The 18,981-nt window shown below is 26.8% G+C and carries 33 protein-coding genes; all 33 read right to left on the bottom strand.

Translation table 11 applies throughout. From position 1 onward, the window contains the following. Nucleotides 1–15: 15 nt before the first annotated feature. Entirely contained in the window at nt 16–282 is a 267-nt protein-coding gene (locus tag BN346_RS10420; protein WP_040328435.1) for a hypothetical protein, read from the bottom strand. A gap of 74 nt (nt 283–356) precedes the next feature. Next, nucleotides 357–1,283 carry a structural protein gene (locus BN346_RS10415; RefSeq protein ID WP_040328433.1) on the bottom strand — a complete coding sequence of 309 codons (927 nt, stop codon included), beginning with the start codon at nt 1,281–1,283 and terminating at the stop codon, nt 357–359. Between the two features lie 12 nt (nt 1,284–1,295). Beyond that, nucleotides 1,296–2,816, bottom strand: coding sequence for a phage portal protein (locus BN346_RS10410; RefSeq protein ID WP_040328432.1), 1,521 nt, complete (start codon nt 2,814–2,816; stop codon nt 1,296–1,298). After that, nucleotides 2,816–4,159 (bottom strand): PBSX family phage terminase large subunit, encoded by a 1,344-nt coding sequence (locus BN346_RS10405; RefSeq protein ID WP_040328430.1) that lies wholly within the window; start codon nt 4,157–4,159, stop codon nt 2,816–2,818. The genes BN346_RS10410 and BN346_RS10405 overlap by 1 nt, the downstream gene beginning before the upstream one ends. 2 nt (nt 4,160–4,161) lie before the next feature. Then, on the bottom strand, nt 4,162–4,869 hold the full coding sequence (locus tag BN346_RS10400; RefSeq protein WP_040328429.1) for a phage terminase small subunit-related protein: 708 nt from the start codon (nt 4,867–4,869) through the stop codon (nt 4,162–4,164). A 53-nt stretch (nt 4,870–4,922) separates the two neighbouring features. Next, on the bottom strand, nt 4,923–5,624 hold the full coding sequence (locus BN346_RS10395) for a recombinase family protein (RefSeq protein ID WP_040328428.1): 702 nt from the start codon (nt 5,622–5,624) through the stop codon (nt 4,923–4,925). 417 nt (nt 5,625–6,041) lie between these two features. Continuing rightward, complete coding sequence (locus BN346_RS10390) at nt 6,042–6,611, bottom strand: tyrosine-type recombinase/integrase (RefSeq protein ID WP_040328427.1); 570 nt, start codon at nt 6,609–6,611, stop codon at nt 6,042–6,044. Between the two features lie 2 nt (nt 6,612–6,613). Beyond that, complete coding sequence (locus tag BN346_RS10385; RefSeq protein WP_040328425.1) at nt 6,614–6,826, bottom strand: hypothetical protein; 213 nt, start codon at nt 6,824–6,826, stop codon at nt 6,614–6,616. Between the two features lie 221 nt (nt 6,827–7,047). After that, nucleotides 7,048–7,572: a hypothetical protein gene (locus BN346_RS10380; RefSeq protein ID WP_040328423.1), complete on the bottom strand. Its 525-nt coding sequence runs from the start codon at nt 7,570–7,572 to the stop codon at nt 7,048–7,050. A 4-nt stretch (nt 7,573–7,576) separates the two neighbouring features. Further along, nucleotides 7,577–7,903, bottom strand: a complete 327-nt coding sequence (locus BN346_RS10375) for a nucleoside triphosphate pyrophosphohydrolase family protein (protein ID WP_051540279.1) — start codon at nt 7,901–7,903, stop codon at nt 7,577–7,579. Between the two features lie 70 nt (nt 7,904–7,973). Continuing rightward, on the bottom strand, nt 7,974–8,147 hold the full coding sequence (locus BN346_RS21665) for a hypothetical protein (protein ID WP_158644481.1): 174 nt from the start codon (nt 8,145–8,147) through the stop codon (nt 7,974–7,976). Between the two features lie 3 nt (nt 8,148–8,150). Next, nucleotides 8,151–8,585: a hypothetical protein gene (locus tag BN346_RS10370; RefSeq protein WP_040328422.1), complete on the bottom strand. Its 435-nt coding sequence runs from the start codon at nt 8,583–8,585 to the stop codon at nt 8,151–8,153. Between the two features lie 136 nt (nt 8,586–8,721). Further along, nucleotides 8,722–9,000, bottom strand: coding sequence for a hypothetical protein (locus BN346_RS10365; protein WP_040328421.1), 279 nt, complete (start codon nt 8,998–9,000; stop codon nt 8,722–8,724). Nucleotides 9,001–9,015: 15 nt separating this feature from the next. Further along, on the bottom strand, nt 9,016–9,192 hold the full coding sequence (locus tag BN346_RS10360; protein ID WP_187372136.1) for a DUF6877 family protein: 177 nt from the start codon (nt 9,190–9,192) through the stop codon (nt 9,016–9,018). 479 nt (nt 9,193–9,671) lie between these two features. Further along, nucleotides 9,672–10,619, bottom strand: coding sequence for a DNA cytosine methyltransferase (locus tag BN346_RS10355; RefSeq protein ID WP_040328420.1), 948 nt, complete (start codon nt 10,617–10,619; stop codon nt 9,672–9,674). Between the two features lie 42 nt (nt 10,620–10,661). Further along, the gene (locus tag BN346_RS21660) at nt 10,662–10,817 is read right to left on the bottom strand and encodes a hypothetical protein (protein ID WP_158644480.1); all 156 of its coding nucleotides are present in this window, start codon (nt 10,815–10,817) and stop codon (nt 10,662–10,664) included. A 24-nt stretch (nt 10,818–10,841) separates the two neighbouring features. After that, on the bottom strand, nt 10,842–11,129 hold the full coding sequence (locus tag BN346_RS10350; RefSeq protein WP_051540277.1) for a DUF3850 domain-containing protein: 288 nt from the start codon (nt 11,127–11,129) through the stop codon (nt 10,842–10,844). Between the two features lie 28 nt (nt 11,130–11,157). Next, nucleotides 11,158–11,379, bottom strand: coding sequence for a hypothetical protein (locus tag BN346_RS10345; RefSeq protein ID WP_040328419.1), 222 nt, complete (start codon nt 11,377–11,379; stop codon nt 11,158–11,160). Nucleotides 11,380–11,409: 30 nt separating this feature from the next. Then, on the bottom strand, nt 11,410–11,856 hold the full coding sequence (locus BN346_RS21935; protein ID WP_203226297.1) for a hypothetical protein: 447 nt from the start codon (nt 11,854–11,856) through the stop codon (nt 11,410–11,412). A gap of 30 nt (nt 11,857–11,886) precedes the next feature. Further along, nucleotides 11,887–12,024 carry a zinc finger domain-containing protein gene (locus BN346_RS21655; RefSeq protein WP_158644479.1) on the bottom strand — a complete coding sequence of 46 codons (138 nt, stop codon included), beginning with the start codon at nt 12,022–12,024 and terminating at the stop codon, nt 11,887–11,889. A 19-nt stretch (nt 12,025–12,043) separates the two neighbouring features. Next, on the bottom strand, nt 12,044–12,211 hold the full coding sequence (locus BN346_RS21650) for a hypothetical protein (protein ID WP_158644478.1): 168 nt from the start codon (nt 12,209–12,211) through the stop codon (nt 12,044–12,046). A 16-nt stretch (nt 12,212–12,227) separates the two neighbouring features. Next, nucleotides 12,228–12,959 carry a hypothetical protein gene (locus tag BN346_RS20555; RefSeq protein WP_051540275.1) on the bottom strand — a complete coding sequence of 244 codons (732 nt, stop codon included), beginning with the start codon at nt 12,957–12,959 and terminating at the stop codon, nt 12,228–12,230. A 211-nt stretch (nt 12,960–13,170) separates the two neighbouring features. Then, nucleotides 13,171–14,166, bottom strand: a complete 996-nt coding sequence (gene xerA, locus BN346_RS10330; protein WP_040328418.1) for a site-specific tyrosine recombinase/integron integrase — start codon at nt 14,164–14,166, stop codon at nt 13,171–13,173. A 106-nt stretch (nt 14,167–14,272) separates the two neighbouring features. Beyond that, entirely contained in the window at nt 14,273–15,019 is a 747-nt protein-coding gene (locus BN346_RS10325) for a hypothetical protein (protein WP_040328417.1), read from the bottom strand. 15 nt (nt 15,020–15,034) lie between these two features. Then, the gene (locus tag BN346_RS10320) at nt 15,035–15,274 is read right to left on the bottom strand and encodes a hypothetical protein (protein WP_040328416.1); all 240 of its coding nucleotides are present in this window, start codon (nt 15,272–15,274) and stop codon (nt 15,035–15,037) included. After that, nucleotides 15,271–15,516: an AbrB/MazE/SpoVT family DNA-binding domain-containing protein gene (locus BN346_RS10315; protein WP_040328415.1), complete on the bottom strand. Its 246-nt coding sequence runs from the start codon at nt 15,514–15,516 to the stop codon at nt 15,271–15,273. Before BN346_RS10315 ends, BN346_RS10320 begins: the two co-directional genes overlap by 4 nt. Nucleotides 15,517–15,568: 52 nt before the next feature. Further along, complete coding sequence (locus BN346_RS10310; RefSeq protein WP_040328414.1) at nt 15,569–16,276, bottom strand: hypothetical protein; 708 nt, start codon at nt 16,274–16,276, stop codon at nt 15,569–15,571. A 41-nt stretch (nt 16,277–16,317) separates the two neighbouring features. Then, nucleotides 16,318–16,710, bottom strand: a complete 393-nt coding sequence (locus BN346_RS10305) for a hypothetical protein (RefSeq protein ID WP_051540273.1) — start codon at nt 16,708–16,710, stop codon at nt 16,318–16,320. 12 nt (nt 16,711–16,722) lie between these two features. Continuing rightward, a complete protein-coding gene (locus tag BN346_RS21645; protein ID WP_158644477.1) occupies nt 16,723–16,887 on the bottom strand; it encodes a hypothetical protein in 165 nt (54 codons plus the stop codon). Between the two features lies 1 nt (nt 16,888). Further along, complete coding sequence (locus tag BN346_RS10300) at nt 16,889–17,068, bottom strand: hypothetical protein (RefSeq protein ID WP_040328413.1); 180 nt, start codon at nt 17,066–17,068, stop codon at nt 16,889–16,891. 18 nt (nt 17,069–17,086) lie between these two features. Next, nucleotides 17,087–17,470: a single-stranded DNA-binding protein gene (locus tag BN346_RS10295; RefSeq protein WP_040328412.1), complete on the bottom strand. Its 384-nt coding sequence runs from the start codon at nt 17,468–17,470 to the stop codon at nt 17,087–17,089. Continuing rightward, nucleotides 17,471–18,175, bottom strand: a complete 705-nt coding sequence (locus BN346_RS10290; protein WP_040328411.1) for an ATP-binding protein — start codon at nt 18,173–18,175, stop codon at nt 17,471–17,473. Continuing rightward, nucleotides 18,162–18,938: a conserved phage C-terminal domain-containing protein gene (locus BN346_RS20550; RefSeq protein WP_051540271.1), complete on the bottom strand. Its 777-nt coding sequence runs from the start codon at nt 18,936–18,938 to the stop codon at nt 18,162–18,164. The genes BN346_RS10290 and BN346_RS20550 overlap by 14 nt, the downstream gene beginning before the upstream one ends. Nucleotides 18,939–18,981 lie beyond the last annotated feature (43 nt).

The following is an 18,981-nucleotide window of genomic DNA, read 5'->3' as shown; positions in this document are numbered from 1 at the left end:
TTAAATCCTCTCCTTTTAATAATTTTTCATTGAACATAATGCTTTTTTTAATCCATTACAAAATCTTTCAGCTACTTTTTCAGTTAATTCTTCAATAGTTATATTTTCTGCATTTTCATTTTTTTCAATTGCACTTTCAATATTGCACTTAATTTCTGTACATAATATTTTTCTTTCTTTTAACTCAACAATATTCTCTTCAATCTTTTTACCCACCTTATAATTCATATAAATATCCCCAATCATAACAATTAGAAATATTATAAATATAATTATTTTCACCGTATTCCTCCTTATTAGCAGTTTTAGTTATACTTAGAGAAAACTAAAAAATCCTATTCTATAGACTTTCATAATTAATAATGTAATTTTCTCTTATTAAACAATTCATCAAGTTCAATATCTTTTCCACCATCAACCCACCTATTAATTCTTTCTATTGCACTATCTATACTTATAACTTCTTCTGTAAAGTAACACATACAATTTGGATGTTGTAATGGTACTTCATTAGGTTTAAATACTTTACCATTATAATCATCACAAATATCTGCCTTTCCATGCATGCGAATACTATGTTGTGAACTTAAATTCCACTTTAATCCTTTATTAAATGGATTTTTCTTAGCATTTTGTATCTGTGTTTCTGTAGCAGCATGAGTAATACTTGTTCTAGCTAACCGTTGCGCTTGATAAGAAATTCTATAACTATCAAATCCAGCTTTAAAATTATTACTTATGATATAATTCTTAGGATTAATAAGTACATTCAAATCACTAGCTAATTTTCTAGCATTAGCACCACCTGCAATATTCATTTTAATAAATTCATCAATCTTATTACTATTTTCCTTTGTTACATTCCAGAGTCTTTTACTTAATGTCTTACCATCCTTATAGTATTCTCCTGCTATAAGTGTTTTTACCACACTATTTGAATAGTTATTAATATTATATTTTACTATTTTACTTAATACCCTATCTGTTGCTACTTGATCCATAAAATTTAAAATGACTTGTCTTTGTATAATAGAGCTTTCCATCATATTATCAGTTATATTAGGATAAAGTTGTTTATATAAATCTTTAGTGTAATCATTAAGTAACCTTGCTATATCAATATCATGTATTCTAGTTCTACTTGTATCTGGTAAATCTAATATTTCATCAATTAATCTATCTGCTGCCTTTGCATATATTTCATTTATTTCTTTTTCTTGTTCCATTGTTAGAATTAATATCTTTTTTCTTGCTTCTAACACTTTTTTCTTATAAGAACTCATGATTCATCACCATTATTCTTCATCATTTTCTAATTCTTTATCTATATTATTTATTTCATTATTAGCATCATTTATCATTGAATCTTGTGCGTTTTGTATTAAAGTAGTCTCTTCTAATATCTCATTAAACTGCTCTTTATAATCTTCATCACTAGAGTATTCCTTAATGTAATTCTTACGACTTTTAACCTTTGATACTACTTCATCCATTGCTAATCTTTTTGCATCTTCTTCATCTTCTGGTATTGGATAATTCTTATTTATAACTATAGAGTATTGCAAGTTATTCCAACTTGAATTCCAATCACTATAACAGTTAAATTTGCTACATGATTCTACTATAAGTCTTAACATACTTCTTATAATAGGTTCCCAATCATTCCACTTTTCTTCACATCTAGCAACAAGCTCTGTAAAAATATATTTTATTGCTTTAGCACTAGGCACATTTGTAAGTTTATCTTCTACTGGTATTGCAAGTTTCTCATGCATGCTATCATCTAATATTTTTAAGTACATTTTAATAGGCTCTGCATTGCTAAACCCACTTTCTACTCTCTTTACTTGTGCTTGTTTTCCACCTTCTTCTAGATTTAAACTCTTTATAGCCATTAAACTATTTGGAGCTATATTACAACTGTTTACATCATCTTCATTGCCATCAATGATTACTGTTTGTCCGAACATTAGAAATCTCAGTGCATCATTAAAATCACTTAATCTCCTATTATAAGCATTTTGCAATGGTCTTAAGTCTTTTATGTCACTTGAACCATATATATTATTTATACTTTGTTCGTTTACTATAACCCAACATGGTATCTTACTTAGTCCTGTATTCTTATTTGTTTCTTTGAATGGTAAATCTAAGTTATTTTCTTTAAATGTTTCTGTTCTTAAATAGCAATTTTCACCATTCATGTAATATGTGTATCTATACCATACGTTATTGCTATCATTATCCTTTTTATTATTTGGATCTTCTCTAACAAACGTTACTGATTTAAGTTTAGTTATATCATCACTATCATTTTCATAATTAAAATCATCTATAGAATGATAAAAAAGTCTTACTGGTTGATTAGGATTTGCTTCTAATCTTAGTAAAACTCTTTTAGTTACTGTTGCTATTCTAAATGCTTTAAGTGTACTACTCCAAAACTTACTAGCATTTAATATTGCATCTATATATTGTCTAAGTTCTTCACATGTTTGTTTAAAATTCTTATCATATGGTTTAAATAATATATCTGGTTCTTTTCCAAACATAAATCTAGCTTGCTTATGAATAAGTGGTTTTATTTTATTATCTATAATCTGACTAGGCTCATAGTCTAAATCATCAACATTCATCCAGCTTTGACCTAATAACTCAAAATTTAATAATGCTGCTCTTTTATCTTCACATTCACCTAAGTAAAATATAAAATCTTTCTTAGCCTTTTGTCTTTCTTCCTTTTCAGCCTGACTAAGTTTTAATAACTGTGATTTTTTACTTCTATAATTATCATCAAATATTGTTTTATCTATCATTAAAATACATTACCTCCTTTCTTTCTTTGTTGTATATTACCCTTAATTCCAATACCCTTATTATAGATATCACTATCATATTTATGTTCCTTAAGATCTGATACTTCATAACCATCTAATGCATACCATATTGCCGATAATGTATGTGGATCTATATTAAATTCATCTTCAATAATTTCCCCATTCTTATCAACTGCATATGTTAACTCTTCTAATTCTTCAATAGTATTTGTACAATTATCTGAACATATTATTTTCTTAAACCTTTTAACCTTTTTTGTATATTGTAGTCTTGAACCTGGAAACTTTTTAGCAGCTCTCATGTTAAAGCCTTCTTGTTTATAAAATTTAATAGTTTTAGGCTCTGCTGCATCTGCTCTTATTAATTCTTGTGTTTGTTTAAACTCTGATATTTCTTTAGCAGTATTGTCATCTGTCATATGATTTTTATAATACTCCCAATAAATATAAAGAATTTTATTTTCATGATCTATACAAAGTCTAATTAATGCATTGTATGAAGTTTCAAAACCAAAGTCCATACCAACCTTATATAAAGGCTTATTAATCTTATGCATTAAGTCTAATACTTCATAGTAAGGTTTATGTTCAAATTGTGGTAATACTTTTAATCCATTAATACCAAACTGTCCCCTTCTAGCTATTCTCCATAAATCTTTATCATGTGTCTTTAAATCATCTAATTGTTCTATATAAGATTTAGGTAAAAATAAGTTATCATCTGCAATTGAATGATGATAATAAGTATTATTTTTTATAATTATTCTTTTCTTATATAGTTCTTTATCATCTACCATGAAAAAATGATTTTTATTATCCATAAAGAAATACTTATAACACCAATTGCTTTTTGAGACTGGATTAGTAGTTAATATCATATGTAGTTTTAAACTTGGATGTCTTAATCTACCTGTAAGTTCTTTAAATCCATCATACTTGACCTCTGAACATTCCTCTATCCATACTAAAGATACATTATTAATAGACTTTAATTTTTGAGGTTTATCCATACCTTTAAATATAATCTTACTTCCATTTGGAAATCTTATTTGCATAGGTGAAGTTTTACACTGAATAATATCTTCAAGTCCCATTTCAGTTATTATTTCTTCTAATAATGAAAAACAAGAATCCCTAATGGTATCATAGACTTCTCTTACTACTAGTGCAGTTCTCTTTTCTTTTAACAATTTAAGAATTATTTTAAAACCAGTATTGTATGATTTACTTGATCCATAACCACCAACTAAAAAGTAAAATTTATAATCCCAATTAAATAGATAATCTTCAAAGTGTGGATTAACTTCTCTTTCTATAGCCATTACTATTCACTCTTTCTTTTAACCACTATTTCTATTGCTTCACTTCTATCTTTTCCTTTTATCTTTTCTGTTTCTGCTTTAAGTTTCTCTATCCTTAATTTCTGTTCTTCTGTTGCTAAGTCCCAGTTTTTATGAAGTAATTCCTCATATGTTTTTATTGCATTTGTTAATTTTCCTAAAACTTGAGTTTCTATTTCTAAATCTTTTAATACTTTATCCCATGAAAATTGAATTTCATATTCTTTTTCTTCTGATGAACTTTTAGCACCATAAGACTCCTTTGTCCTCTTAAGCTCTTTAGTTGTATCTTTTTTATTTTTTACTTCTGTTATTTTTTGACTTCTCATAACTTTGGCCCAAATGATATCAATATAATGGCCTATTTTATCTAATTTACTTATACCTAAAGTATAGGAATCTTCATATGCTTTAATAGTTGCTGAAGGAAACCATTTCTTTAAAAATTCTTCAGGTAGTCTTTTATTATCGTCACAATACAAACCATGTTTTAACGAATTTAGATTTCCTTTTGGTGCACCACCCTTATTAGGCGGTAGTTTTTCATTCCATTTATCTTTATTTTTCCATGAACTAATATTTGAAGCACTTTCTCCTAAAATTTTAGCAATTTGTCTAGGTGCAATATTACCACCATTCTCTATATAAATTTTAAAAGCTTTTTCTCTATTTGGACTTCTTGCTTTCCCCATAATTACCTCCATAATAAAAAACACCTGATTAAAATCAAGTGCTTCTACAATTATTATTCAATATAATTATTTAATTCATTAACTAATTCTTTTTTATATTTATAGTATGTGTTCCTTGCAAGACCTATAAGTTTCATAACTTCAACATCACTTAGTGTTCCTTTGAAATCTTTACTATATTTTAATATTTGTTCTTTAGATTGAATACTTTTTTTAGTAATTAATTTAGAACCCTTTTTTTGTCCAATCTGCTTACCATTTAATCTTGCAGTTTCTATACCTTCTTTTGTCCTTTGATGTAAATCTTCAACTTCTTTTTCAGATTGCATAAAAGCAAGTTTAATTTGCTCCTTAGCTAATGCTAATAAATATTTATTTATTCCTTCTAATATAAAGTCAACATTAGTTCCAGTCATTTCTATATTGCTAGTTAAAGCCTTTTTATAAGTCGATGTATTTATATGTTGTTCTTTTAAAAATACTAGTTCTATTCCAGCATTAAATAATTTCTCATATAGTTTATATCCTTCATCAGCGTTTCTACTCATACGTGATACTGAATCGAATACTATAATATCTCCTAGTGAAACTTTACTTATTAATTTATTAAATTCTCTTCTTCCTTCTATTTTAGTTCCAGTAAATGCTTCATCAATTATTATTGCATTTTGATATTCCTTTAAAATATTTCTATGCTGTCTTTCAATAGATTGTTTACCAGTTGATATTCTACAATAACCATATATCTTACTCATTATTTCCACCTCATATATTAAAAGTATTAATTCTAACGAACGTTTTATTTGATACTTTTAATATATCAGATTTTTAATCCATTTTCAATAGCTTTTGATACTTTTAATATATAGGTTACTTTTAATACTATATCTTTTTAAAATATCATTGTCCATAAAATGAGGTTGTTTTGAACCATAAAAATTTTTTCTGCAATCTTTTAATTGTGTTGTTTCTTATCTACTTAAACTCTAATATATTAAAATTTAATAAAAATTGCCTCTAACCCCTTGATATTATTAAGTTAGTTAACATTTTTTATTATGTACGATTTCTATATTTTCTTACATCATTTAATTATCTTTAAACCATTGATATTACTATATCTTTAGCTATTTACTATCTTTAATGTATTTTATATCTTAAAATCGTACATCTTAATCATATTTTATGTTTTCAATACCATTGTCAATTTCTTCATCCTCTACCCCTATGTATCTTATTGTATCAAGCTGTGTCTCATGTTGTAATGTAGCTTGAACTATTGCTATACCTTTAATTTTGTATAAGTTATAACCGAATGTTTTCCTTAATGAATGTGTTCCTAAGTTTTCCTTTATTTTAGCCTTTTCTTCAATATATTTCATTATCCTATAGGCCTGAGTTGTTGAAATTGGTTTGTTAACAACTTCTCCATTCTCCTGATTAGTAGTTTTTATAAGATACTCTTCAGCCTTTTTTCCTTTTATATAAGAATTTAATTCTTCTCTTAAATTCTTATTAATAATTATATCTATAGTTTTTTTAGTTTTCTTCGATTTAATACCATTTATTCTATTTTTATTTCTAACATGTTTAACTTTAAGCTGTAGGATGTCTGAAATTCTTAATCCTGTATTTATTCCTATAGCTATCATTATCCAATCACGTTCTCTATTTTCTTTAATAAGTATTTTCTTTATTAAAGCTATCTTCTTTTTATCTTTAATTGGATATACTTTTGCCAAACTTATCTCACCTGCCTTATTGCTCCATTTATTTTTTTATATGTTCTTTCATACATACATTCTTTTAAATCATCTGCTTCTTTTAGCTTTTTTACTTTTTTACTATTGCAATAAGGACATGTTAGATATCCTTTAAATTTTTCTACATCCTCTAATAATAATACAAATTCATTTTTACAATTTACACATTTATATGAACTATACATTTTTATCATAATATCACCCACTTTCTAAATAAAAAAAGACTAAGATTGCTCTTAGTCTTTTAAACTTATCCTGTCAAAATTTTAAAAACTTCTTTTGTATTATAGGATATACTATTTATTAAAAAAGGGGATCTGGGAATGTTTCTTCTTTTGATTAATTTAATTGTAACATTATTTATTGATAATTTAATGCATATTTAATGCATATTTAATGCATATTTAATGCAGTATTAATGCACGATTTTTATAAACTCTTCCCAATTAGCAACGTTTTCTACTAAGTTCTGTCTTGTCCTCGTTGCAGTGGATTGTGACATTCCTAATTTTTGTCCTACTTGCCAATCTTTAAGTCCTTCTTTATATTTAAGCTTTAAAAAATTTAAATCTTCTTCTCTCATATATTTTAAGTTAAATTCTATTATTGCATTACTAGCCATTATATTCCTTATCTCTTTTTCAAGTTTATTTATATTTTCTACTATTCTACTTCTTTCTATAATTAAATCCTCTATAATCTTAATCATTGTTTTTTCAACATAGCTTGTACATTCTGTAGAAGATTGTACCTTTTCAGAGTAATCTATTGCTGGTATATCTGCAGGTATATTTATATCTGTTGATTTTATTCTGTATTCAATTTGATTAACCTGATCTCTTAGTAAATTAACTTTAAAATTAATAGATTTAAGTTTTTTATCTTGATTAAAATAATTATACAATCTTTTTTCTGTTTTTCTAAAAATAGCTTTATCCATTAAATTAAATTCCCTTCCTTCTGTTTTTACTTGTTATTAAAATTACTTCATTAGATTTATCCCAACCTCTACCTTCTAATTTTTCATTATGTTCTTTTATTTTATTTTCTAATTCTCTATCATCAAAAATTATTTTTTCAATCATATTAGCACTGACTTGAATTGTATCTAGTAATTCCTCTAATAAATTATCTCTGTCCTTATTTTCAATTGCTGCTTCAACCTCATTTGTTTCTTCTTTTAATTTTTTATTTAATTCATTTAATGTTAACTTACTATTATCTATTTCTAATTTTTCATTTTTACTTCTGGTGAAAAATTTACTTATCATTTATATACCCCTTTTAAATAAAACATAATATTTATATATATTAATATTATGTTTTAAATTTTAATTCTCTTTATATTTTTAATGTATTTATAAATTGTTTCATTTCTTCTAATGTTATATGTTCTTTTATTATTGGATGTGTGTATTTATCCCATGCTCTGTTTACAGAACAATTAAATACATCACATTGAAATGAAATTACTTCTGCTATTTTTAATTTATCAAATATATATTTACTATGCATTAACTAACTCACTTTCCTAATTTTCTTTAACTCATATATGTTCCATTCTATTTCATCTGTTCTATTATCTAAGTATTCTAAACTTAAACATATAAATACAAGATTTATAATCCAACTGCTTTTAGTAACTCCTAATGTACTAAGTGCTGCATTAATGAACATTACAAATACTATACATGTAAATATATCAATTATTATACTAATCCATAGATGAATTTTCCTTATTAATATTCCCTTACTATCTTTGTTATCTTTTATTATGTTCTTGCAATGCTTAAGATTCCCATATAAAGAAACTATTAATATTAAACCTATAATACTATCTACACTATTAGGGTTTACTTGTCCTAATATTAATTTTTCTAACACTCTCCATAGTAAACACACACAAACACTTATAAGTAATACCTCAATTATTTCAATCATTGTATTTTTCATTTTAATCACCTCTCTAATCAATCTATTAATAGCTTAGCATTTATACCTGCTACTTTTCTACACATAAAAGCGCTCTTTTTCTGTCATTTTTCTGATACTTTTTTCTAATATTTTTAATTTTTACAATTTATTTTATTTATATATCTACTACTTTACTTCTTAGTTTACAAGCTTCAAATATAGTTATTAAATAATCATCGACTAAATCTTTATGATTTTCAAAATCATCTAATGTTATATTCTTAGCCTTTTTTACCCATACTTCATGACCTTTTTTAGCTTCTACTTCTGTTTCATATAATTCAAATACTTTTATTTTCTCGCAATCTAAACAAAGAGCTGTTTCGTAAGGCTTTTTATTTCTATCTGGTACTTTTATTGTTGACACCATAAATTTTCCTAAATTTGTTTTCATTTTTTTCTCCTCTATCTAAATGTTATTTAAAACATTTTCTGCATATTTAAATTGTTGATTTATATATGGATCTTCTTTATTTCCACCTGCTGCTAACCAATCAGTAATTCTTTTATCTATATCCATTATTACTACTCTTGGCAATTTAGATGCATATTTATTTAAATCATCTATTGTATTAATTTTTATCAAAATATTCACCTCTTCAAATAATTTTTATATGAATTTTCTACATCAGAAAACAATTATTTATTTACCTTATATTTACAATATAATTTTAAATAAAATTTTTCTTAAAAACATATGTTTCCTAGAGTATTCGCAATGGTCCCTTTTTTTAGGTACCTCAAAGTATTGAAAATACTACATTTTGTTAAGTTCTGATACTATACCGTTAACCCCTATTGAGTAAAAATGTGAAACGGTATAGTACCGTTTGGACAAATAAGGAAATTTTTATTGTTACCTTCTTTAATTTTTCATAATGTTTTTTATCTGAATGGTATATACCATTCAATATTTTTAAACTATTTATTTTACATCATCAACTGGTGTAAAATCATTTTCTAATAATCCTATATAATCAATCTCATAATTTTCTATGTTAAATGTATATCCTGTTTCCATTTCTATTCCTCCTTATTTTTTACTTTATATTTGAAATGCGACTATCAAGCTGCCATATATTCATTTATAATAACTTTAAAAATTGCTTCTAATATTGGTATTGGAATACTATTACCTGCTTGTTTATACAATGCCCCATTTAATTTGCCTGGTATTCCTGGATGTGCTTTTAATGCTGCTTCAAAATCTTCATCATTATATCCTTGTAATCTCCAACATTCTCTTTCAGTTAAATATCTATATTGTCCATTTCCTAAATCAACAACACCACTATTAGGACACCTCATTTGTTTAGTTGTTATAGTTGTGCAAAAATCTTTTATTATTTGTACCCTTCCTCCAAAACTCCCATCATTAGTATTTATTTTCTTTATCATACTTGGCTGTGTTACTATATATTTTTCTTCTTTTGTATCTTCTAAAAACTCCGATATATTAATCATTGGTTTTCTTTCTAGGATACCAAAATTGAACATTGTACTGTCCAAACAACTTATTGTAAATACTCTCTCCCTCTTTTGTGGTAATCCAAAATCTAATGCATTTAATACTTCAAAATTACTTGTATATCCTATTTTTTGCATTTCATCTAAATATCTATTAAAGTTATGCTTCATATGTTTACTTAAAACATTTTTTACATTTTCCCAAATAACATATTTAGGTTTCCATATACCCATCTGCTCTATAATGTGTATAGTTTCCCACATTAAACTACTTCTTGTTTCTGTTCCCTCATCTGCGCCCTTTTGATGACCCGCTATGCTAAAATCTTGACAAGGGCTTCCATGAATTAAAATATCTGGCTTTAAATTATATCCAACAACATTTTGAGTTTTATATGCTAAATCTTTGTTAAATATAGCATTATAACTACGTACTGCTTTTTCATCTATTTCCACATAATCAATAGCTTTTACTGGTACTCCTAAATTTACTAAAGCTTTTCTCGGTGCTCCTACACCTCCAAACAACTCTAATATTTTCACCATATACTCTCACCTCTGTTGCTTCACCTTTTAATCAGCTTACGACTATTTTATTTTTGATATAGTTCTTTTTATTGATTCTTCTCTTTCAAAATTTCTTTTATAAATTGTATTACCATCATTTCTAATTACTATTTCGTAATCATTAATTTTATATTTTCTCAACTTATAGCTTAAATACCACTTACAAAATTTCTCCACTAACTTCACCCTTTAATCATTTATCTAATAAGTTATGCCTAGATAAGTTCTTGTTTTATATGGCTTTATAGATAATATGCAATATCCTTTTTCTACTCCATATTTTCCACCATCAAACTTAAATATAACTTCATACAAACTACTTCTTCCTGTATAAAGTAAAATTTCATCAAACTCTTCAAGCTTTATTACATCACCTATCTTGAAATTTCTATCATCTTTTCTGACTTCAAATCTTTTTCTTCCACTAATTACATCGTTATAATATTTAGGTTCTATTTTTAATTCATGATCTATTTTATATCTTTCCACAACCCTAACCCCTTTCACATCATAATCACTATAAGTATTTTAAAAATTCCTCATTTACTAATTCTTTTTTTATTAAACATATAAGTACCCCTTGATGAACATTACTATGTTCTGTCCTTAGCGTAACTAATATATCCTCATACTTAGCTTTTTCACTTAGTTCTGACAATTCTTCTTTTGATAAATTTTCTATTGGAATGCTTATTATATATTCAGCCTTTAATGCATCTTTTAAATATTTCTCAATCATAACTTACTCCTTCACTTCATAATCAGTGTATTAAATATTTGTTTTATTTAGGGTTTCTACCACTGTAGAATATACACTTTCATCCCTTGGCTCTAACGTCTCTAACTCTCTTTTAGTAAAATCAGTTTCATATTGTTTTTTAACATATCTTAAAGCATTAATTAAATTTTCTTTTTCTCCAACTAACCTTTTCATTTCCTCACATAGTTGTTTAGAGCCATTTTCAAGAAGTCTATTATTCTCTTTTAAGTTCAACATTTCTAAATCTTTATCAACAGTAATATTAACCTTCTGCAAATATTCTGTTGTGAAGCATCCGCTGAAGCCTTCTAAAAAAACTAAGTTCTGTTTATATACTCCTTCACCTGTTGTATATTCATCAGTTTTACAAGTCCATATTTTTCCATTATATTTTTTGGCTTCTATACATGTGTGCATGACAACCTTATCGCCTTGTTTTAATAACTCTCTTTCCATTTTTACCCCTCCATATATTTCATTTTATAATCATTTTCTACAATCTTTTATTCTTCCTGTTCCATTACAATTAGAACAACTTATCATAATTGGAATTGTTACTAACCCTATTCTAGTAGTTATTATTTTCTTTCCACTACCATTACATGATGAACACTTATCGCTCAATATCCTCACCCCTTAATCATTAGCCTAATTCACTTCTTAATTCATCAATCATATTTTTTATAATTTCTCTTACTAAGTAGTAATCCTTATTGTTTCCACTAGGATCATAGTAACTTGCTTTTAACGCATTCAATTCTCCTATACATCTTTCAATCTGAACTTGTCTCATTAAATCTATTTGATTCATTTTGCGCCCTCCAAATTCATCTTATTTGGCTAATGTGAAATGTTGTATTGCACATTAGTTCTTGCTTCTCAAAATCAATACTGTACGCATCATAAATTGAATGTTTAGATCTTACTATTCCGTTGCATTCTAAATCATCAAAATTTACGATAACTTTATCTCCTGTTTTAAATACCTTGGTACTGTTATTAGTTTCTTTTTTACATATTACTTCTAATATTTCATCTTCTTCATATGCAGTATTACTTTGAAATTCTAACAACCACCCTTTAGAATTTATACTTACTGCTTGGCCATCTTTTTCTAAAATAATATTTTCATCACCTTTTCTTTTTATAACTTTTTTAAAATTCTTTTTATATTTTATTAATTTTTGTGATTGAATTTTATTATAATTAGCAGCGCAATTAGTAAGTATTATTCTATCCATTGGTAATACTGGACATTTATTTTTTACAGCAAACTCTTCTTCTCCGTATCTATTAACATATATAGTTTTATATGCATTTTCTTCTAAACTTTCTATTCCAAATCCACCGCCACAATAAGCTATTATTCTATTCAAATTACTTATTGATTTATATTTATTGATTATTTCTTGTCTATTAATTAATCTATTTTCTTCTTTTTTTGCTTCATTTACTTTTAAGCTTAATATTGGGTTTTTTGAAATTTTATCATTAGTTTTAATTTCATTTATATTCAAATCAAATAAACTTAATTGTCCGTAAACCTCAACCTTTTTCAATTTAGATAACCTCACCCTACTTAAATATTTAATTTTTGGCAACAGTACATACAATAATTAAGAGCATAAGGGGGAACTGCTATCACACTAGGTTCTATACTAGGCAAAGCCTAGTGTTTCCAAGATATCAGTAAAAATTAAAAATGTTCACCCTTCCCACACCTTTTCCACACACTTTCCACACAAAATGTTCATGTTCGGAACACCTTTTTTATGATGCTTTTCTAAACTCATGCATTATATTTTCCTGTGATAATTCTGCATAAATTTGAGTTGTTGCTGGACTATCATGGCCCATTATGTGTTGCAATACTGGTAATGGCATTCCTGAATTTAATCTCTCTGTTGCAAATGTATGTCTAAGTAAATGAGGGTATATTGACTTTTCTATACCTGCTCTACTTGCTATTTTTTTAATTTCTCTTTGTATAGATCTTTGTCCTAACCTTTCATGTTTTCCTTTTCCAGAAACAAATAATGAAAGATTATTATCTTTTCTGCTACTTAAATATTCTTTAAGTGCTATTTTTGTTCGTGTATTGAAATACACAATTCTTTCCTTATTTCCTTTTCCTATAACACGAATACTTCTGTTTTCCCAATTTATATCAGTTACATTTGTATTTACTACTTCACTCAATCTACATCCAGTACTTATAAACATTTCTATTAATGCTTTTTCTCTAACTGTATTACATGATTTCCTTAAAATTTCAGCTTCTTCATCACTAAGTGCTTTTCTTAATCTTTTGGGTTGCTTAGTTAATTTTAATTTAGCAGCTGGATTTTTGGGAATGTATTCCTCGTTTGCTAGCCAAGAAAAGAACGATTTTAAAATTGATATTTCTGTATTTATACTTGTTTGTTTTAATGTTTTACACCTTTCGCTTAAATACATTCTAAGATCTATTGTTGTAATTGTTGCTATTGGTTTGCAAATATAACTTGAAAATATATCTAAGTTGTACTTATATCCCTTTAGTGTTTTCATGCTCAATCCATCAAGCTTTTTACTTGCTAAATATATACTTATTTTTTCTTGTATATCACTAGCAACTAATCCTGTTTCTTGTGGATGAACATCATACTTATATAAAACTTCTTCAATAATATTTCTAATTTTTAATTGCTTTTTATATTCAGGAAACTCTAATGATAACTTTCCAACAATTTTTATTATTACTTCTTCTCTTGAATCTACATGCATCTTAATGTCCTCCCTCAATTGATTTATAGTAAATTTTCTGATATAATTTAAATACGTTTTTTTATGTGAGAGCAAAGGCCTGTATGTTACCTTAGCTCTCTTTTATTTATACATTTTTATATAAATTAAACACTTGTTTTATCTCATTTATTTTATCTTCAATCTTTTTTATTTCAGTTTTTTTATATTTTTCTACTTCTTCTAAACTATCAAAGCCAATATTTAAATCCTGTAATGTGACTACATTGTTTTCAATTTCATAAACTCCATTACTACCTTCAACTATCATTTTTTTAATTTTTAAACCTTGTATTCCATTTTTCTCGCATACTTCTTCTCTTAATTTATTTGTAAAATCACTTATATTTTTATTGCTTATTTCTTCCTTTTTAATTTTATATACATTAGTTAACATGCTTGTACTTGCTTCTGGAAATTCCTTTTTTAATATTTTTACTGCTGCTGCTTGATTAATATTTGTGTCATTTATTAACTCCTCACATTTTAATATTGCCTTATCATTTAATTCTTTTATTGTTTTTTCAGCCACTTTTATATCTCCCTTCATTAACTTCTCATATTTTCCTATATCTTCTTCTGCTAAATTTAAAAATACACTTTGTAATTCTGAAATTTCTTCTAATGTTTTATCTTCAAAGAGTGTGCATATAAAAGCACTTATATTTCTCTCAACACACTCTTCTATTACATTCATCTTAGCTTGTACAATCTTTTTAGCTTTCTCATTTGCACAGATATCTACTAACTTAACCTCACTTGGTTTTAAATCACTAATTGTTTTTTTCATTTGTAATTGTTCTTTTTGTGTTCTTCTTCTCTCTGCTCTATTCATAACTATCACTCAATTCTATTTAAGAAAAAAATACTGTCCCGGTGAAACTATTACTCTCGTAGCTTCTTTGCTTATGTGTTTTTTCACCTCTTCTTCTGTATTTTTTATATCATATGCTATCTTGGTTATATTTCCATCAATATCATTTTTTGCATTTGACATTTTTAAATTTATTTCAATAATATTTTTTCTAAGCTTTACATTTTGATAAGCAAGTACACCTCCAACTACTAAAACAATTAATCTTGTAATCATTTGACTTCCCTCATTTCTCTTAAACATTTTTTGCAAATATTTTTACCTTTGTAATTTATTACATCACTAGCACTTCCACAGAAAATACATGCTGGTTCATATTTTCTTAGTATTATTTGCTCTCCATCTACAAATATTTCTAATGAATCTCTTTCACTTATATTCAATGTTTTTCTAAGTTCTTTAGGTATAACTATTCTTCCTAAGTCATCCACTTTTCTTACTATTCCAGTTGATTTCATTTTTTCATACTTCCTTTCTTTTTAAGGGGCCTAAGCCCCTTATTAAAATTAATTAGCTTATTATATCAACATCATATTGTTGTAGTTGTTCTTCTAAATATTTTTTAATTGAATCCATTGCTACATTTCTCCATGCACCACCATCAGCTTCAAACAATGCACACTGTGCACCTTCTTTCATTCTGAAAATGAACCTACTATCTGGTTGCTCTACTTCTGGAAATGTTCTATATGGTGATAAATATACGGGATTAGGAACTACAACATCTGCAATGCTTGCTACTCCAGCTTTAATAGATACAGTTTGACTTGTACCATCATCACCATAAGTTTTAACTGCTGAATCTTGTATATTTCCAGCTACTTTTAACACAATACTTCTATCCTTTTTTTCTACAAAACTACTTTGTAGCATTATATTAAATCTCTCTGCATCCATAAATCTATCAAAGTTTATGTCTGGAGTTAATGCTTCAGCTACGATGTATGTTTCTCTTTTTCTGTCTTTATTTAAATCACTTTCAAGTACAACTGTGTTAGGTGATTTAATGTGAATAAGTAAATTCCTATCACTCATTTTATTATCATCAACATTATTTTTAATGTAATCCACTATACTTGTAAGTGTTGTTGTTGTTATTGCTTGTGCTAATGGTCCTTCTACTCTGTATATCTCTCTGTTTGTATAATTGTCACCATCAAAATTTAAAGTTTGAGTCTCCCCTAATCCAACAATGTATTTTAAAGCTTCTTTTATCATTTTTTATTCCTCCTAAAAATTTAATTTTTATTTTAATTTAATTATTTAACTACTTTTAATCCTGTAAGATTATCTTCTTCTTGTGGAGCAGTTGTTGTCACTTCTCCTGTTTCAGGATCAACTTTCATAGCAATTTGTCCTGGAACCTGTTTTTGATACTCCGATGCTATAACTTCATTTCCATCAAAATCAATTACTACCTTTGTCTTTACAGAAGTTCTAGGTGCTAGTTTAGTTTTAGTTTCAATTTCTACATCACTAAGGCTTCTATCTTCATCTGTTACAAATTTCATTTTTACACTTAGTTCTCTTTTCTTTTTAAAATCTGTGTTTGGATCCTTAATGTTTTCAAGAATCTCTTTTAACGATTCATTAACTCTTGCTGCTAACTTTTCACCAGCAAACTTGTCTAAGCTAATCATATTTTTTCCCATGTTTTTCACTCCTTATTTTATTATTTGTATATATTTATTTAATGATAAACCTGATTGATTACAGGCTTCATCTATCGCATAGGATATGCATTTGTCATAATCAATTCCTGTTTCTTCTGATTTTTTCTGTGCTATAGAACGTACAAGATCTAAAGCATCTTGTTTTCTGTATTCCAATTTACTTTTTTCTACCTCCTTTTTTTACTATAAGTTGTCCATAATTAAAGCTTTCATTGTAATTTCCAAAATTAACTACAATGAAATTTGATGTTATATTCTTAATAATTCCAACTCTTCTTTGTTCGCCTATCCTAATCTTTTGGCCAATTTTAAATCTACTCTTGAAATTAAATTTCATGTTTGCTCTCCTTAATTTTTAAAATGGTATATCTTCATTCTCTTGATAAGTTAAATCATTTGGTATAGCTGCTTCTGTCTCTGCTTTACTGGACCATTCTATAAATTGTGTTTCTTCTGCTATTACCTCAGTTACATATTTTCTTGTTCCATCTTTAGCTTCATAAGAACGAGTTTCTATTCTTCCTGAAATTCCTATAAGCTTACCTTTTTTCATATAGTTTGCAGTGCTTTCAGCTTGCTTCCCCCATACTACTATTGGTATAAAGTCTGCTTCTGCTTGTCCTTCTCTTTTATATCTTCTGTTAACTGCTAAAGTAAATGTTGTTACTGCAATTCCTGTTGTTGTAAATTTAAGTTCAGGATCTTTAGTTAATCTACCAATTAATACAACCTTGTTCATTTAATCACCACATTCGTATTCTTTTAGTCTATAATCACAGTTTTCCGAAAACTTGACTATATTTTTTTTACATGAATATATCATCCGACCAGCCAATGCCTCATCTAAACTTATAAGCATTTCTGGTGTACATTCTGTACTTATTATTGTTTGTAGATTATTTAAAATTCTATAATTTAATATTGGATAAAAATGTTTTATATCTGTATCAGTTATACCTGCAATTAATTTTCCATTTGCAACTTTATCCTTAAACAAATCGTCAATTATAAGTACTTTAGCTTTTTTAAACCTATTAATTATTTTTAAGTAATACTCATTGTCCATTGCATTTGCTTTAAGTTCCCACATGCTTTCTATATAAGGCATATAAACAACTGGTATACCCTTGTCTAATAATGCTGCTCCTATACCAATTGAAAGATGTGTTTTACCTCCACCATGCTTACCTGTTAACAATAACCATGTGCTATCTTTAAGCGAAAAATTATATACATAGTCAATTGCCATTTTTTTAGCTATTTTTGTGTCTTGGTTATAGCCTTTATATGTGTTAATCTTTTTTATCTCTTTAGGATCTACTCCATAGTTTCCCCAAAGCTCTTTAGCTTTTGATACTTCATAACACTCACATCTTTTATAACTTCCATACTCATTCAACACCCATGTAGTCCCCCCACATTTAGTGCAGTTAGAAGTCGACATCTGGTATTTCTCCATCTGTTGGTTCCCTTGGTGTGAAATCGTATTTTGTATCTGTTGGATTTGTTGTTGCAACAATGTTATTCCTCCTTTCTTTTTGGTTTAAATACATTTCAAATTTAGTTCCAAATAATGTTTCTGGCCTTAAATACTTTTCATATTCCGTGCCATTCCAATCATTAAATTTTTTTACTATAACAGTTTTAAAATTATCTACTGTAAATTTTTCATTAAGTCTAGCATTTATAAATTTTTTAGTATTTTTACTAGTAGCTCTATAGTTAGTTCCACAAGTTGTATTAAAAAAATCAATTATCTCGACTATATATTTATTATTAGTAGATGGATTATTAGTAGATGGATTATTTGGTACGGATTTAAATCCGTAGGGGTCAGGATTTAAATCCGTACCCCCATCGGATTTAAATCCGAGTGAGTCTGATATTAAAATTTTGTAATTTCTACCAATATTATAAAAACTATAACTCCCATTTTTATCCTTTACTGTTGTATGAACTAAAATATTAAGTTCAACTAATTTTTTTAATCGCCTGTAAATTGTGTCTTTCTTAAACTTTAATATTGGGAATTCTTCATTTATACTTTCATATTTAACCCAATAATATTTTTCATTATCTATTATTCTTGATACCATGTCCCCTGAATCTTTAAAGTCAATAAAATACCTAAGTATAAGCAAATCCTCAATTGTTAACTTAAGATCTAACACCTTTTTTTGATTAAATCCCAAAATTGTGTACTTCAAAATATCCTCCTATAATTTGAGCTTAATTATTTTTACTATTTAT

The organism is Clostridium ihumii AP5 (genome assembly GCF_000612845.1).
Taxonomy (GTDB): Bacteria; Bacillota; Clostridia; order Clostridiales; family Clostridiaceae; genus Clostridium_J; species Clostridium_J ihumii.
Note: the sequence above shows the minus strand (reverse complement) of the source record. Positions and strands in the feature narration are given on the sequence as shown.

Coding starts and splice junctions, on each gene's coding strand:
- xerA (WP_040328418.1), bottom strand. CDS start 14,166: ATGCATGTAGATTCAAGAGAAGAAGTAATAATAAAAATTGTTGGAAAG.
- BN346_RS10290 (WP_040328411.1), bottom strand. CDS start 18,175: ATGTCGACTTCTAACTGCACTAAATGTGGGGGGACTACATGGGTGTTG.
- BN346_RS21665 (WP_158644481.1), bottom strand. CDS start 8,147: ATGCATAGTAAATATATATTTGATAAATTAAAAATAGCAGAAGTAATT.
- BN346_RS10345 (WP_040328419.1), bottom strand. CDS start 11,379: ATGATTGAGAAATATTTAAAAGATGCATTAAAGGCTGAATATATAATA.
- BN346_RS10325 (WP_040328417.1), bottom strand. CDS start 15,019: ATGAATAGAGCAGAGAGAAGAAGAACACAAAAAGAACAATTACAAATG.
- BN346_RS10355 (WP_040328420.1), bottom strand. CDS start 10,619: ATGGTGAAAATATTAGAGTTGTTTGGAGGTGTAGGAGCACCGAGAAAA.
- BN346_RS10400 (WP_040328429.1), bottom strand. CDS start 4,869: ATGGGGAAAGCAAGAAGTCCAAATAGAGAAAAAGCTTTTAAAATTTAT.
- BN346_RS10310 (WP_040328414.1), bottom strand. CDS start 16,276: ATGATAAAAGAAGCTTTAAAATACATTGTTGGATTAGGGGAGACTCAA.
- BN346_RS10295 (WP_040328412.1), bottom strand. CDS start 17,470: ATGAACAAGGTTGTATTAATTGGTAGATTAACTAAAGATCCTGAACTT.
- BN346_RS10415 (WP_040328433.1), bottom strand. CDS start 1,283: ATGAGTTCTTATAAGAAAAAAGTGTTAGAAGCAAGAAAAAAGATATTA.
- BN346_RS10380 (WP_040328423.1), bottom strand. CDS start 7,572: ATGGATAAAGCTATTTTTAGAAAAACAGAAAAAAGATTGTATAATTAT.
- BN346_RS10405 (WP_040328430.1), bottom strand. CDS start 4,159: ATGGCTATAGAAAGAGAAGTTAATCCACACTTTGAAGATTATCTATTT.
- BN346_RS10370 (WP_040328422.1), bottom strand. CDS start 8,585: ATGAAAAATACAATGATTGAAATAATTGAGGTATTACTTATAAGTGTT.
- BN346_RS10315 (WP_040328415.1), bottom strand. CDS start 15,516: ATGAAATCAACTGGAATAGTAAGAAAAGTGGATGACTTAGGAAGAATA.
- BN346_RS10395 (WP_040328428.1), bottom strand. CDS start 5,624: ATGAGTAAGATATATGGTTATTGTAGAATATCAACTGGTAAACAATCT.
- BN346_RS10300 (WP_040328413.1), bottom strand. CDS start 17,068: ATGAAATTTAATTTCAAGAGTAGATTTAAAATTGGCCAAAAGATTAGG.
- BN346_RS10365 (WP_040328421.1), bottom strand. CDS start 9,000: ATGAAAACAAATTTAGGAAAATTTATGGTGTCAACAATAAAAGTACCA.
- BN346_RS10385 (WP_040328425.1), bottom strand. CDS start 6,826: ATGATAAAAATGTATAGTTCATATAAATGTGTAAATTGTAAAAATGAA.
- BN346_RS10305 (WP_051540273.1), bottom strand. CDS start 16,710: ATGGGAAAAAATATGATTAGCTTAGACAAGTTTGCTGGTGAAAAGTTA.
- BN346_RS10375 (WP_051540279.1), bottom strand. CDS start 7,903: ATGATAAGTAAATTTTTCACCAGAAGTAAAAATGAAAAATTAGAAATA.
- BN346_RS10410 (WP_040328432.1), bottom strand. CDS start 2,816: ATGATAGATAAAACAATATTTGATGATAATTATAGAAGTAAAAAATCA.
- BN346_RS21650 (WP_158644478.1), bottom strand. CDS start 12,211: ATGAATCAAATAGATTTAATGAGACAAGTTCAGATTGAAAGATGTATA.
- BN346_RS21935 (WP_203226297.1), bottom strand. CDS start 11,856: ATGGAAAGAGAGTTATTAAAACAAGGCGATAAGGTTGTCATGCACACA.
- BN346_RS10320 (WP_040328416.1), bottom strand. CDS start 15,274: ATGATTACAAGATTAATTGTTTTAGTAGTTGGAGGTGTACTTGCTTAT.